Origin of the sequence: Psychrobacillus glaciei (assembly GCF_008973485.1) — a bacterium.
Taxonomy (GTDB): Bacteria; Bacillota; Bacilli; order Bacillales_A; family Planococcaceae; genus Psychrobacillus; species Psychrobacillus glaciei.
Window position 1 is genome coordinate 1685610 of sequence record NZ_CP031223.1, and the last position, 14106, is coordinate 1699715.

General features: G+C 35.8%; 16 protein-coding genes. 15 read left to right on the forward strand and 1 reads right to left on the reverse strand.

What is annotated here, in order from left to right:
* The first annotated feature begins 13 nt into the window (after window positions 1–13).
* The 11 genes from hisC to PB01_RS07640 all read left to right on the forward strand — a co-directional run bounded on the left by hisC (window position 14) and on the right by PB01_RS07640 (window position 9606).
* On the forward strand, window positions 14–1111 hold the full coding sequence (gene hisC / locus PB01_RS07590; protein WP_151699647.1) for a histidinol-phosphate transaminase: 1098 nt from the start codon (window positions 14–16) through the stop codon (window positions 1109–1111).
* Window positions 1111–2211, forward strand: coding sequence for a prephenate dehydrogenase (locus tag PB01_RS07595; RefSeq protein WP_151699648.1), 1101 nt, complete (start codon window positions 1111–1113; stop codon window positions 2209–2211). Before hisC ends, PB01_RS07595 begins: the two co-directional genes overlap by 1 nt.
* Before the next feature lie 15 nt (window positions 2212–2226).
* Window positions 2227–3513: a 3-phosphoshikimate 1-carboxyvinyltransferase gene (gene aroA / locus PB01_RS07600; RefSeq protein ID WP_151699649.1), complete on the forward strand. Its 1287-nt coding sequence runs from the start codon at window positions 2227–2229 to the stop codon at window positions 3511–3513.
* A gap of 90 nt (window positions 3514–3603) precedes the next feature.
* Complete coding sequence (locus tag PB01_RS07605) at window positions 3604–4845, forward strand: tetratricopeptide repeat protein (RefSeq protein ID WP_318837526.1); 1242 nt, start codon at window positions 3604–3606, stop codon at window positions 4843–4845.
* Window positions 4846–4981: 136 nt separating this feature from the next.
* Complete coding sequence (locus tag PB01_RS07610) at window positions 4982–5533, forward strand: ReoY family proteolytic degradation factor (RefSeq protein WP_151699650.1); 552 nt, start codon at window positions 4982–4984, stop codon at window positions 5531–5533.
* Between the two features lie 11 nt (window positions 5534–5544).
* Entirely contained in the window at window positions 5545–5991 is a 447-nt protein-coding gene (locus tag PB01_RS07615) for a DUF2487 family protein (protein WP_151699651.1), read from the forward strand.
* 158 nt (window positions 5992–6149) lie between these two features.
* Window positions 6150–6653, forward strand: coding sequence for a QcrA and Rieske domain-containing protein (locus PB01_RS07620; protein WP_151699652.1), 504 nt, complete (start codon window positions 6150–6152; stop codon window positions 6651–6653).
* Between the two features lie 20 nt (window positions 6654–6673).
* Complete coding sequence (gene qcrB / locus PB01_RS07625) at window positions 6674–7348, forward strand: menaquinol-cytochrome c reductase cytochrome b subunit (RefSeq protein ID WP_151699653.1); 675 nt, start codon at window positions 6674–6676, stop codon at window positions 7346–7348.
* Between the two features lie 41 nt (window positions 7349–7389).
* Window positions 7390–8178: a menaquinol-cytochrome c reductase cytochrome b/c subunit gene (locus tag PB01_RS07630; RefSeq protein ID WP_151699654.1), complete on the forward strand. Its 789-nt coding sequence runs from the start codon at window positions 7390–7392 to the stop codon at window positions 8176–8178.
* 95 nt (window positions 8179–8273) lie between these two features.
* Window positions 8274–8870, forward strand: coding sequence for a lipoprotein heptaprenylglyceryl N-acetyltransferase LhaT (locus PB01_RS07635; RefSeq protein ID WP_151699655.1), 597 nt, complete (start codon window positions 8274–8276; stop codon window positions 8868–8870).
* 49 nt (window positions 8871–8919) lie between these two features.
* Window positions 8920–9606: a zinc metallopeptidase gene (locus tag PB01_RS07640; protein ID WP_151699656.1), complete on the forward strand. Its 687-nt coding sequence runs from the start codon at window positions 8920–8922 to the stop codon at window positions 9604–9606.
* A gap of 849 nt (window positions 9607–10455) precedes the next feature.
* Here the strand turns inward: PB01_RS07640 and PB01_RS07645 are convergent.
* Window positions 10456–11325 carry a YitT family protein gene (locus PB01_RS07645; RefSeq protein WP_151699657.1) on the reverse strand — a complete coding sequence of 290 codons (870 nt, stop codon included), beginning with the start codon at window positions 11323–11325 and terminating at the stop codon, window positions 10456–10458.
* A 108-nt stretch (window positions 11326–11433) separates the two neighbouring features.
* On the opposite strand from PB01_RS07645, the gene PB01_RS07650 reads away from it, so the two are divergent.
* Genes PB01_RS07650 through bshA form a run of 4 tightly spaced genes read left to right on the forward strand, consistent with a single transcriptional unit; the run spans window position 11434 to window position 14106 of the window.
* Window positions 11434–11766, forward strand: coding sequence for a nucleotide pyrophosphohydrolase (locus PB01_RS07650; protein ID WP_151699658.1), 333 nt, complete (start codon window positions 11434–11436; stop codon window positions 11764–11766).
* A gap of 2 nt (window positions 11767–11768) precedes the next feature.
* Window positions 11769–12545 (forward strand): 4-hydroxy-tetrahydrodipicolinate reductase, encoded by a 777-nt coding sequence (dapB, locus tag PB01_RS07655; protein ID WP_151699659.1) that lies wholly within the window; start codon window positions 11769–11771, stop codon window positions 12543–12545.
* Between the two features lie 10 nt (window positions 12546–12555).
* Window positions 12556–12963, forward strand: coding sequence for a methylglyoxal synthase (gene mgsA, locus PB01_RS07660; protein WP_151699660.1), 408 nt, complete (start codon window positions 12556–12558; stop codon window positions 12961–12963).
* A gap of 12 nt (window positions 12964–12975) precedes the next feature.
* Window positions 12976–14106, forward strand: a complete 1131-nt coding sequence (gene bshA / locus PB01_RS07665; protein WP_151699661.1) for an N-acetyl-alpha-D-glucosaminyl L-malate synthase BshA — start codon at window positions 12976–12978, stop codon at window positions 14104–14106.

Sequence of the window (14106 nt, forward strand, 5' to 3'; positions counted from 1 at the left end):
GAGGAGCTTTAAGATGAAATTCAAAAAACAAATTAAAGGATTGGAAGCTTACCAACCTGGGAAAACAACGGAAGAAGTAAAAAGAATATTTAATCTAGACAAAGTAACTAAACTGGCATCTAATGAGAATCCATATGGAACTTCTCCAAATGTAAAAGCGTTTTTAGAAAATGCGAAAGTAAATTATGCCATTTATCCTGATGGCTATGCTTCAAAGTTAAGAACCGCAGTGGCTAAACACTTGAATGTTTCAGAAAAACAATTATTATTCGGTAATGGATCCGATGATAATATATTAATTGTTTCAAGAGCAATCCTTCAACCTGGATTAAACACAGTGATGGCCTCTATCACTTTTGGGCAATATAAGCATAATGCAATTGTAGAAGGTGCAGAGGTCAGAGAAGTACCGTTAACAAACGGAGAACATGATTTAGATAAAATGTATGAAGCAATTGATGAAAATACAGCTATCGTTTGGATTTGTAATCCGAATAATCCAACTGGATCATTAACTCCTTCTGATAAAATTAAAGAATTTCTTGAAAAAGTACCTAGCGATGTATTGGTAGTGCTTGATGAAGCTTATACCGAATATATTACAGACGAAAAGTATGAAAGTTCCATTGGATTGTTGGAAAAACATCCAAACTTATTAATAATGCGTACTTTCTCTAAAGCATACGGATTAGCAAGTTTCCGAGTTGGTTATGCAATTGGTTCGGAGGAAGTAATCTATCAGCTAGAACCTACTCGTGAGCCGTTTAATAATACGGTATTAAGCCAAGAAGTGGCGCTTATCGGCCTGGAGGACCAAAACTTCATTGAAGCGTGCAGAGTGAAAAATAATGCCGGTATAAAGCAATATGAAGTGTTCTGTTCGGAACGTAATCTTCATTATTTTCCTTCGCACACTAACTTCATATTGATGGAAGTTAAAGCAGATAGTGATGCAGTTTTCCAAGGGTTAATGAAGCGAGGATTTATTGTACGTAGTGGGAATGCGTTAGGTGTTCCAGGATATCTTCGTATAACAATTGGTACAGAGGAAGAAAATACGGAGTTACTGCAAAAACTAAATGAAGTTTTACATGAGGAAGGCGTAATTTAATGAAACAAACAGTTTTCATCATTGGACTCGGATTAATAGGAGGTTCTTTAGCGCTTGGATTAAAGCGCAATAAAGACATTTCTATTATCGGTTACGATGCACAAAGTCAAACGCTTCAAACTGCCCAAAAAATTGGTGTAATTGATGAGATGGCTTCTCATATGGAAGAAGGAGCTGCACTTGCAGATGTGATTATATTTGCTACTCCTGTCAATGAAACAATTCGATTAATGCATGAAATGTCTAAATGGAGTCTTAAGAAACAAGTAATCGTAACAGATACAGGAAGTACAAAAAAAGAAATAATGAAAGCAGCTCTAAGATTAAAAGAAATGGGCATAACATTTATCGGCGGACATCCGATGGCTGGTTCCCATAAAAGTGGTGTAGAGGCAGCTCGTGCACATCTATTTGAGAATGCATTTTATATGCTTACTCCATTTGAAAACGAAAATAAAAAAGAAGTAAAAATTCTTTTTGATATTTTACAAGTTACAAAAGCAAAAGTTGTTCAAGTGAATGCAGTAGAACATGATCATATGACAGCAGTTGTTAGCCATTTCCCTCATTTGGTTGCTGCCTCACTTGTGCACCAACTTGCTGGAGAAAATGAACAATTTCCTTTTACGAAGCAACTTGCTTCTGGTGGGTTTCGTGATTTAACAAGGATTGCATCAGCAAATCCAATTATGTGGCGAGATATTACGCTTCAAAATCGTAAGGAGTTAAGTAATCAATTACACATGTGGACAGAAGAAATGAACAAGCTTCAAAATCTTTTGCTACATGGGGAAGCAGATGAAATAGAAACTTATTTTTCAAAAGCTAAACAAGTTCGTGATGAGCTCCCAATTACAACGCAAGGTGCAATGTTCTCTGTATTTGATTTATATGTCGATGTACCGGATTATCCAGGGGTAATTTCTGAAATTACTGGTTATTTAGCTAAAGGCGATATAAGCATTACAAACTTACGAATTGTGGAAACTCGAGAAGATATTTTTGGGATTTTAGTAGTTAGTTTTCAAACAATGGATGATCGTGCGAAAGCTGTTAAATGTATAGCTAATAATACAACTTTTGAAACATATATCTCTTAAGGGAGGAGAATTACTATGAGTAAAGAATTAAATTATGCACAGCCCTCCTTGCAAGGAACAATACGAATACCTGGCGATAAATCCATTTCTCACCGTTCTATCATGTTTGGAGCTATAGCAAAAGGGACAACAACGGTAGAAGGGTTCTTGCAAAGCGACGACTGTTTAGCGACAATCGATTGCTTCACTAAGCTAGGTGTGAAAATTTTGGTAGAGGCCGAAGCTGTTCAAATTATAAGCAATGGAATAGATGCTTGGAATGAGCCGAATGAAATCTTATATACGGGTAATTCTGGTACAACGACTAGACTTATGCTTGGTATTTTAGCTGGTTCAAACGTTTCGACTATTTTAATTGGCGATGAATCCATTCAAAAACGTCCAATGAAACGAGTAACTGCTCCGCTCAAGCAAATGGGAGCACATTTTATTGGTAGAGACGACGCACAGTTTACACCAATCGCAGTGGAGGGTAAAAAGCTTCAAGCCATCCAGTATAAAATGCCCGTTGCAAGTGCACAAGTGAAATCTGCGATATTATTCGCGGGTTTACATGCTGAAGGTGAGACGATGGTAACTGAAATGGAAACTTCTCGCGATCATACAGAAAGAATGCTTCTTCATTTCGGAGCGAACATAGCCGTAGAGGGTAAAAAAATTCGTTTACAAGGACTGCAAGAACTTAGAGGTACTCATGTTGTGGTGCCTGGAGATATTTCATCTGCTGCGTTCTTTTTAGTTGCTGGTGCAATCGTTCCTAACAGTAAGTTAGTACTTCAAAACGTTGGATTAAATCCTACTAGAACAGGAATTATGGAAGTTCTTCAGGAAATGGGTGCTAAAGTATCCATTCGACACTTAAATAATGTGAGCCATGAAGAAATAGGGGATATTACGATTAGTACATCTGAACTAATCGGAACAGAAATCGGTGGGGAACTAATCCCGCGATTAATTGATGAAATTCCAATTATTGCATTACTTGCAACGCAAGCAAGAGGTAGAACAGTAATTAAAGATGCGGAAGAGCTGAAAGTAAAAGAAACCAATCGTATTGATGCGGTTGTAACCGAGTTAAAGAAACTTGGAGCTAATATTACTGCAACGGATGATGGAATGATTATTGAAGGACCAACACCTTTACATGGTGCGGATTTGTTTACTTATGGAGATCACCGGATTGGTATGATGGCTGCAATTGCATCTCTTGTCACATCCAGCGCAGTAACAATAGACAATGAGATTTGCGTTGGTGTTTCTTATCCAAACTTTTTTGAACAACTTTCAAGTGTGATAAAATAGTGAACTCTCCTTAATCGGAGGGTTTTTTTCTTGTATGACGTTTAACTGTCCTGTACGATGAAAAGGACACTAGAAGGATAGGTGAATTGATTGGAAAAATTAGAGCCATTTATTGAAGCGATAGAACAAGGAAATATGGAAAAGCTAAATGACATGATCGATTCTTTTTTAATAGAACCAGATGCCGAAACACAATATGAGTTGGCTGATGTATTGACCCAATATGGATATACGGAAGAAGCGATAAAAGTTTTAGCTCACCTTCAATTTTTATTTCCAGATGAAAGTCAATTAAAAATTGATCAAGCTCAGCTATTTTTAGAAATGGATAAGGAAGATGAAGCGTTAAATCTCTTAACAAGTGTAGAAAAATCGAGTGAAGTATATCCACAAGCGCTACTAACTTTAGCTGATTATTATCAAATGATTGGTCTGTATGAAGTAGCTGAACAAAAAATAGATGAAGCGATTGCAATTATGCCAAAAGAATCGTTATTACTTTATGCAAAAGGAGAAATATTATTTGAAACTGGTAGATATCTAGAGGCTGCTAGAGTTTTAGAGAATCTTTTGCCATTACAAGATTCCATTCAAGGAGTCGATTTACCTTTGAAGCTTGCTGAAATTTATAGTGCCGGAGCAGCTTATGAAGAAGCGATTCCATACTATGCAGAAGCTTTGAAAAAAGAAGTATCACCTGATGTTTTATTTCATGCAGCGTATGCATCATTTCAAGTGCAGCATTATGATACAGCAGTAAATCAATTAGAAAATTTACTAGAAATAGATCCGGACTATTTTTCAGGCTATATGTTGTTAGCTGAAACATATGCAATGCTGGAGAAAAACGCAGAAGCATTTAAAGCAATAACAAATGGAATTGCTCGTGATGAATTTGAAAAAGAATATTATTTATTTGCAGGTAAAATTTCGTTAAAAATGGGTAAAGTGAAAGAAGCAGAGTCATTTTTACAAGAAGCAATTGCGCTAGATCCAGAATATATGGATGCGATTTTCATCCTTTCTTCTTTATTTTCTAAGGAAGAAAAAGATGAAGAGCTGATTGAACTATATGAAACGTTGAAAAATGAACATTTTGAATGGTCGTCCATGTATCCATTTTTAGCGGATGCTTTTAATCGATTAGAAATTTACGAAAAAGCATACGAATTTTATAAGTTAGCATATACTGAACTTAAGGACGATGCACAATTTTTGGGTAAATATGTATACTTTCTACTTGAAGAAGGAAAAAGAGAAGAAGCTCTAGAAGTAATAGGTCTATTACAGGAATTAGAGCCGGAAAATAGTACATGGTTTGAAATGACCTAATTTATTAGTACATTGCTGAATTAGGTTAAGCCTCAGGCATTTTGTAAAGGAGTTCATCGAGCTTGCTCAATGCAAAATCTGGACGCAAATAGCCTCAGGCGAATTTGATTGGACAAAAAAAGGAAGGAGAGGTTACGTGACTGCTTCTGTTTCAGTTGGCGAGAAGAAAGAATTTGTCCGTTGGTTTTTGAAAAAATATCAAATGAAAAGAAGAGAGTGCGTCTGGATATTGAATTATTTAATAAGTCATGAAACATTATTAAATAATGTGCATTTCGTGGAGGAAGCTCATTATTGTCCCCGAGCAATGGTTATGTCCGTTACAACTTCTTCAGGTATACCTTTTCGATTTTATAAAGGAAGCATTATGACAGCGGACGCGGAAAAATCATTTCATGATTTGAGGCTGCATCCTGAGGAAGAAATGTACATCCAGTTAAACTTTCAGACAGTTCCACCAAGTCCAGAATACTTAGCAGTTTTAGAAGAAAATCCTTATATGCCGAAGTATTTGCATATTAGTGAAAAAGATAAGCTTATTGTAGAAGATGTATTGTCGGAGAGTTTACACTTTTTTCAAGTTGAACAGTTACAAAAACAAATAGATCAAGCAATTGATCAAAATAATAAAGAAAAATTTCTTGAACTTTCTGCCTTGTGGAAAGAACTAGTTGCTAAAGACATTTAGGAGAGATAATCATGCATTGGAACGGAAAAGATAGTGCTGTATTTCAAGCACAAAAAGAGTATATAGATACTGCAATAATTCCCCTAACATTAATCGATGGGTCTGACAGTGGATTTCAATTTGCTGCCTCTGCTGCAGACTTCGTTTTATCATTAGGAAATATAATTGAAAATCAATTTAAAGGAAGGATCGTCTTATTTCCTTCCTTCTCTTATACTAGAAATCAGGACAAGCATTTATTGTTAGAAAATTGGTTGGAAGAATTGAAAAAGGCACAATTCAAACATATATTTTTCCTTACTTCTGATCGCGATTGGATTACAATGAATGAAGAGCAAAATGTTTTTTGGATACCTTCTATACCGCTAGAATCAATGGATCAAAAAATGAAAAATTCTGTTTTAGAAGATCAACTCCGTCAACTTATACCCACTTTTGCAGAAAAATGGGCGAATTAATGACAATATCTTTCATTAATTGTTCACAAAGTTCATAATTCATGTCCCTGAAATATTGACCTTCCTTTTTTATTGATATATCATGTATATGTCCTAGTATTATTAATTTAAGCAAGTATGTCCATTGGACTGACCTTTAAGTTAGAGGGGGGAAAAGGATGAGTAACAATAAGGTTTCAAGACGTCAGTTTCTAAGTTATACATTAACAGGTGTTGGTGGATTTATGGCAGCTGGAATGCTAATGCCAATGGCACGTTTTGCAATTGATCCAGTTTTGCAAAAAAAAGCTGGTGGAAACTTCGTTCAAACTGATAAAAAGGTTTCAGAAATTACGGATGTTCCTGTACGTGTGGATTTCACTTTTGAACAAGTGGATGCATGGTACAAGTCTGATGTAACCAACACTGCATGGGTTTACAAAGAAGGAGATCAAATTATCGCTCTTTCTCCAGTATGTAAGCATTTAGGTTGTACAGTGAACTGGGATGGTGACCCAGCACACAAAAATCAATTCTACTGTCCATGTCACGGTGGTCGCTATGAGAAAAACGGAAAGAATATTCCAAAAACACCACCTCTAGGTCCGTTGGATCAGTATGAAGTTCGTGAAAAAGACGGTTTCATAGAAATTGGAAAAGCTATACCTAACACATTAGTTTAAAGTAAGGGGGTACGACATCAGTGCTGAATAAAATCTATGATTGGGTGGATGAACGGTTAGATATTACACCAATATGGCGTGATATCGCAGACCACGAAGTACCAGAACACGTAAACCCTGCACATCATTTCTCTGCATTTGTCTATTGTTTTGGAGGGTTAACATTCTTTATTACGGTTATTCAAATTTTATCGGGTATGTTTTTAACGATGTATTACGTACCGGATATTGTAAATGCGTGGGAATCTGTTTACTATCTTCAAAACGAAGTGGCATTCGGTGAAATTGTGCGAGGGATGCATCACTGGGGAGCATCACTTGTTATTGTTATGATGTTCTTACATACATTACGTGTATTCTTTACTGGTTCTTATAAAAAGCCTCGTGAACTAAACTGGATGGTCGGAGTATTAATCTTCGCTGTTATGTTAGGTTTAGGATTTACAGGTTACTTACTTCCTTGGGACATGAAAGCATTGTTCGCAACTAAAGTAGGTATTCAAATTGCAGCATCTGTTCCATTGATTGGTGGAGCTATTAAAACATTATTAGCCGGTGATGAACATATTATCGGTGCACAAACATTAACAAGATTCTTTGCGATTCATGTGTTCTTCTTACCAGCTGCATTATTCGCTTTACTTGCAGCTCACTTTATCATGATTCGTCGTCAAGGTATTTCTGGACCACTATAATGGGTAAGTGGAACAGATAATTCTTAAAAGGAGGGGACATTATGCATCGCGGAAAAGGTATGAAGTTTGTTGGGGATTCTCGTGTAACAGATCCAGCTAGCAGACCTAAAAAAATGCCGAAAGACTATTCTGAGTATCCGGGTAAAACAGAAGCTTTCTGGCCTGACTTTTTGTTAAAAGAATGGTTAGTCGGTGCGGTTTTCTTAGTGGGTTATTTGGTGTTAACTGTTGCTCATCCGTCGCCACTTGAGCGTCCGGCTGATCCATCAGACACTGCATATATTCCAATGCCAGACTGGTATTTCTTATTTCTATACCAATTATTAAAATACGAATTTGCTTCTGGTCCATATAATGTGATTGGATCAATCATTATTCCAGGATTAGCTTTTGGTGCACTTTTATTAGTTCCATTTTTAGATACTAGCAAAGAAAGAAGTCCGTGGAAACGTCCGTTACCAACTGGATTTATGCTTCTTGCTCTTGCTGCCATGATATTTTTAACTTGGGAATCAGTAGCAAACCATGACTGGGTAGCTGCTAAAGCTCAAGGGGAAATTAAAGCACCAGTTGCTAAAGTAGAATTTGATGAAAGCTCGGAAGGTTATCAAATTTATGCCAAAGCATCGTGTATCAGTTGTCATGGTAACGCTTTTGAAGGTGGAATAGGTAAGCCGTTAATCGGTTTAAAATACACAGCCGATGAGATCGTTAACATCGCACATGAAGGTTTACCAGGCGGTATGCCAGGTGGTACTTTCCAAGGTACAGATGAAGAGCTTCACAAACTTGCAGAGTTTATAACAACTCTTCAACCTGAAGGAAAATAGAAAAGCCGAAGCGTGTATTCTTGTGCAGAAGCTAAACATAAAAAAGAGTCAGGAAACTGACTCTTTTTTTACTACATATATTTATGGAGGGCTTCATGAAAGAACTGATGATGTTTTTGAAAATAGTACTCTACAATAAATCATTTATGTGGCTATTGTTTTTTGTCAATCTTTTAGGAACGATATATGGTTACTATTGGTATGGCTCTCAACTCGCTATTACAAAACCTATATTTTATATTTTTGTTCCTGATAGTCCTACCGCTAGTTTATTTTTTACTATTGCATTACTGGGATGGCTGTTAAAAAAGAATTGGAAGCTTGTTGAAGTCCTTGCTTTAATTACACTTGTGAAATATGGCTTGTGGGCAGTTGTTATGAATATTTGGACATATATAGAAACAGGATCCATTGGTTGGATGGGATGGATGTTAGTCATTTCTCACTTTGGAATGGCACTTCAAGCTATTTTATATATGCCATTCTACAAATTTAAATGGGTACATATATTGATTGCCTCTATTTGGACAGTTCATAATGATATTATTGATTATGTGTTTGATCAAATGCCTATTTACAGAAGCTTAAATATTTATGCTAATCAGATTGGTTATTTTACATTTTGGTTGTCAATTGCATGTATTCTAATCGCTATTTATAATTATCAAAAAAGGTCAAAGCTAATAAGTTGATGAAACCTAAATTTCGATTTAATATAATAGTATAGAGTGAGAGGGGGAAATTTTGTTGGGTACTTATATAGTGTATTTTGCAATAATTTTATTATTGCCTTTATATGCACAAATGAAAGTGAAAAGTACGTATAATAAATATTCAAAAGTTCGCTCTACTTCCGGAATGAGTGGCGCACAAGTAGCTAGAACTATTTTAGATGCGAATGGATTACATGATGTAAAAGTGATTGAAAGTAGAGGATTTTTAAGCGATCACTACAACCCCATGACAAAGGTTGTTGCTTTATCTTCCCATAATTATAACGAGGCATCTGTTGCTGGTGCAGCAATTGCAGCCCATGAAGTTGGACATGCGATCCAACATAAAGAAGCTTATTCGTTTTTAACATTAAGACATAAGTTAGTACCCATAGCAAATATCTCTTCCAACGCATCTTGGATTTTTGTAATGATAGGTATCTTTGCAAGCATGGGTAATATGCTGCTTTTAGGTATTGTCTTACTTGCAGTTGGGGTGGTATTTCAATTTGTAACACTTCCAGTAGAATTCAACGCTTCTAGCCGTGCAATGGATCAAATGGTTTCTTTAGGTATTATTCGTAATGAAGAAGAACGCCATGCGAAAAAAGTGTTAAGCGCCGCAGCTTTAACTTATGTTGCCGCTACTGCAGTTGCCGTTCTTGAATTATTACGTTTAGTTTTAATCTTTACAGGCATGAATAGAAATGATTAAATAAGAAGTTGAAATTAAAAAGGACCGTCCTTAGTCAGAAAAGACTAAGGACGGTCCTTTTTATCGTTGTACCCATGCTAGTAAAACAAGAACAGTATTTAAGTGAAATGCGAGAATATGTATAATATTCTCTTTATAAATCGATGTGATTTCCGCTATAGGCGGACGCTTTCCGTGGGGTGAGCGATGAGCCCTCACTGCCGCATTCGCGTTGTCCCATCTGTCTCACACAGGAACAAAGGCTAAGAGCGCCACATGATGTGGAAACGCCTTCGTGACCAACATCCTGTTGGCCACCTGTCGTTCAAATCAATAAATTAAGTATTGTTCGTTTTTTACTTAATTTAATGGTATTTATGAAATTAACTCGAGTAATTGTAAACATCTATATTCATATTTTCCAGACTCAATAATTTTGTTGGAAAGAAGAATTGAACAAAAAATGGTCACAATATTGATCTCTTTCGCTTTCTTATACTTTTATCGTATTAGACATACATGATTCATGGGGAATAATATTAGAGTTTGTGGAATCTACGTAAAAGAAGATAGCATCCATTAATAAAGAAGCGCTGAGCGGACGAAATTGTTTCTCGTCCGCTTTTAAAAGAATAGGAAAGGATTTATTCTCTCATTATCCAAACCTTATGTACCTTGTCTCTACCTATTTCAAGAGGGCGACGGACTAACAGCCGCCACAAGATTACCGAATAAAATGGATCGTGAAGTGACGCAGTCACTTCACGATCCACAAAAATTCCAACGGTAATAGTATAGCTCATGTTTTGTCCAAAGCACTCTAGAATAGTGAAGACAAGATACACCTAAAAGTCGCTTACGCTTGAATTATTATTCTATTGGTCTTTTCTCATCATCGAGTGTAAAACCTTCCCCCATTACATCATGGACTTCAGTTAAGGAAACGAAAGCATGAGGATCGACAGAAGTGATAATAGACTTCAAACGAACGATTTCATTTTTTCCAATTACACAATAGAGAACTTCCCGATCGTTTTTAGTGTAATGACCATACCCCTTTAAAACAGTGACCCCACGTTCCATTTCTAAAGAAATCCGATTAGCAATTTCATCCTGTAATTCTGAAATGATAAATGCACCTCGAGCAGCATAAGCACCTTCTTGTACAAAGTCGATTACTCTTGCACCAACAAATACAGCAACAAGGGTATACATCATAGAACGTTCATCTAAAAACGTCAGCCAAGATAAAAGTATGACTACAGCATCAAACATAAACATCGTTTTTCCCATACTCCAACCGATATACTTATGAGCAAGACGGGCAATAATATCAACCCCGCCAGTTGTTCCACCAAATCTAAAAATAATACCTAAGCCAACACCTACAAATACACCAGCGAATAACGAAACGAGCACCATATCATCTTCTAGGCCAATAGGTATTTCATAAATGCCGAATATTTTTAAAAATATTGAAACAGAAACTGTACCAATAACCGTATAAGCAAACACCTTTTTGCCTAATAGTTTCCACCCTAATATAAACATAGGAATATTCAATATAAGATTCATTAATGCTACATCCCATTTAAACACGAAATATAAGATTAATGTTATTCCAGCAAAACCACCCTCTCCAAGATGGTTTTGCATATTAAAATGCACAAAACCAAAACTATAGATAGCAGACCCAATAATAATAAAAATTATATTTTTAAGTTTTAAACCTATTCCCACAAATTCACCTCTAATATAAATATACTATAGTTAATATTATCAATCATTTGTTTGCTTTTGACAACCAGTGTATATTTTTATTAGGATGAGATAAGGAGTGTGAAAATAATGGCTGAAAATAAAACATTATCCGAACTACAAAAAGAAGTAGATTTATATATAAATCAGTTTAAGGAAGGTTATTTTCCACCAATGGAACTGTTAGCGAGATTAACAGAAGAGTTAGGGGAGCTTTCTAGAGAAGTTCAACATAAATATGGCACAAAGAAAAAAAAGAAAACGGAAGTAGAAAAAGCACTTGCGGATGAAATGGGAGATTTCTTCTTTGTATTAATTTGTATGGCAAATGCAGAAGGTATCAACTTAGAAGAATCATTACAGAATGTGTTACAAAAATACAATACAAGAGATAAAGATCGTTGGACTAAAAAGGAGGACTAGTTGTGGTTATTAAAGTAGCGATAGCAGGGCCAAGGGGAAGAATGGGGAAAGCAGCAGTAGAAACGCTTATAAAAGATAAAGCATTTTTATTAGTGAGTGTTTTAGACCATAAAAAAGAAGAAGATTTCTTGGGAGATAATATTCCTATCTACACTTCATTAAAAGAACTAATTTATCAAACGAAACCGGATGTATTAGTCGATTTGACTGTGCCTTCTTGTGTTTATGAGCATACAATCACTGCAATAGAGAATGGAGTAAGACCAGTTATTGGTACAACTGGCTTCACTGATTTACAATTAGAAGAGATTAGAAACAAAGTGGAGGAAAAAGAAGTAGGGTGTATTATCGCTCCTAATTTTTCAATTGGTGCAGTACTTATGATGAAGTTTTCACAAATGGCAGCTAGGTATTTACCGAATGTGGAAATAATTGAGATGCATCATGATCAAAAAGTAGATGCTCCTTCAGGTACGGCTATTAAAACGGCTCAAATGATTCATGAGGAAAGAAATGCTTTTGAGCAAGGACATTCAGATGAAAAAGAGTTAATAGAAGGCGCAAGAGGGGCTAATGTTAATGGAATGCATATTCATAGCGTGCGATTACCAGGTTTAGTAGCACATCAGCAAGTGCTTCTTGGAGGAGAAGGGCAGCTATTAACCCTTCGACACGATTCATTTGACCGCACTTCATTTATGTCTGGTATTGTGTTATCGATCCATGAAGTTATGAAGCAGAATACGCTAATCTATGGTTTAGAAAATCTTATTTTTTAGGAGGAGTAAAGTGAGAATTGCATTAGTGGCACATGATAAAAAAAAGGATGATTTAATCCAATTTGTAACAGCATATAAACTTATTTTAGAAGACCATGATTTATTTGCCACTGGAACTACTGGAATGCGAATAATTGAAGAAGTTGGATTATCTGTTTTTAGATATAAGTCGGGTCCTCTTGGAGGTGATCAACAAATAGGATCTGCCATTGCCAATAACGAGATGGATATGGTCATTTTCTTTCGAGATCCACTTACTTCACAACCACATGAACCAGATGTATCAGCGTTAATAAGACTTTGCGATGTATATCAAATACCGCTTGCGACGAACATGGGAACGGCTGAAATTTTGTTAAAGGGATTAGAAGAAGGTTTTTTAGATTGGCGATTATTAGAAGAGAGACGATCTCGTTAAGGAAGTGATTAAATGCGTAAACTAAAAATTGGTATTACTTGTTACCCTACAGTAGGTGGTTCGGGAGTTATTGCTACTGAACTTGGAAAAATGCTTGCTGAAAAAGGGCATGATATACATTTCATAACTTCTAGTATGCCTTTTCGGTTGAATAAAATGTATCCGAATATTACTTATCATCAAGTCGAGGTAAACAGCTATTCTGTTTTTCAATATGCACCTTATGATATTGCACTTGCAAACAAAATGGCAGAGGTTATTGAAGATGAAGGACTTGATGTTCTGCATGTGCATTATGCGATTCCTCATGCAGTCTGCGCAATACTTGCAAAAGATATGGCAAAATCGGATATTGGTATTGTTACCACATTGCATGGAACCGATATCACGGTTTTAGGAGACGATTCATCTTTATCTGGTGCAATTCGTTACGGAATAGAAAAATCAGATATAGTTACTGCAGTCTCTGATTCTTTAGTAAGTCAAACAGTGGAGTTAATAGCTCCTAAAAAAGAAATAGAAACCATTTATAATTTTGTAGATGAGGAAGAGTACTCTAAAAAAGATGTTGGTAATTTAAAGGAATTACTAGGAATTAGACCAGATGAAAAAGTAATTATTCATGTTTCAAATTTTAGAAAAGTAAAACATGTTCCAGATGTGGTGAAAAGTTTTGAACTAATTCGACAAGAGATTCCTGCGAAATTATTATTAGTAGGAGATGGACCTGAAAAACATCCTGTAATGGAATATGTTAAAGGGAAATCAATTGAAAAAGATGTATTATTTCTAGGAAAACAAGACAATCTTTCTGAGTTATATTCCATTTCTGACTTAATGTTACTGCTATCTCAAAAAGAGTCATTTGGTTTAGTTTTACTCGAGGCAATGGCTTGCGAAGTTCCTTGTATTGGAACAAATGTTGGTGGAATTCCTGAAGTAATTTCACATGGAGAAAATGGATTCTTAGTGGAACTTGGGGATATTGCAAAAGTGGCAGAATACGGTGTGAAAATTTTGCGAGACCCTTTATTACATAAAAATTTAAGCGAGACATCTATCCAAATTGTTCAAGAGCGTTTTAGTTCTTCTCAGATTGTCGAACAGTATGAAGCGATGTACGAAAGAGTGGCGAGAAAATAA